The organism is Flavobacterium polysaccharolyticum (genome assembly GCF_038739875.1).
Taxonomy (GTDB): Bacteria; Bacteroidota; Bacteroidia; order Flavobacteriales; family Flavobacteriaceae; genus Flavobacterium; species Flavobacterium polysaccharolyticum.
This window is the reverse complement of sequence record NZ_JBCGDP010000073.1, coordinates 1-555: the sequence shown is the minus strand read 5'-3', so window position 1 is coordinate 555 and position 555 is coordinate 1. Positions and strand designations below refer to the sequence as shown.

General features: G+C 37.8%; 1 protein-coding gene. It reads right to left on the bottom strand.

Going from position 1 to position 555, the window contains the following annotated elements; translation table 11 throughout:
• Window positions 1–555: reverse transcriptase domain-containing protein (locus WFZ86_RS20145; protein WP_342693617.1), on the bottom strand; the 555-nt coding region annotated here is incomplete at both ends.

The following is a 555-nucleotide window of genomic DNA, read 5'->3' as shown; positions in this document are numbered from 1 at the left end:
GGATTTTCAGTGTTCTGAATTTTTCCATCAAACTGTTCTTCGACTTTTGACTTACGTAAATGCTCGGAATGATTATTATCTTATCCTTACTTTTGACCGCACTCGGACGAATGGTAAAGCCTAAAAAGTCAAATCCTTTGGGGTATTTCTTTATAGAGATTCCCCTTAAATTTACTATTTTGCTTTTCTCTGGATGCAAAGTCAGCTTGCAACTCTGCATTCTTTTGGTGATTAAATGAAGCAGATACAAGGCTTGTTTCTCAGTCTTGGAATGTACTATAATGTCATCAGCATAGCGTTCAAATGGCTTTTCGGGATGGTATTTTTCCATCCATTTATCAAACACAACGTGTAGAAATAAATTTGCCAATAATGGACTGATTACTCCTCCTTGTGGTGTTCCTGATACTGTGGCTGAAAAACGTCCATCTTGTTGTACCACGCCTGCTTTGAGCCATCTTTGGATGTACATTACAACCCATTTGTCTTGGCAATAGTGTTGTACTGTTTTGATCAGTAGTTCGTGATCGATATGGTCAAAGAAGCCTTTAATGT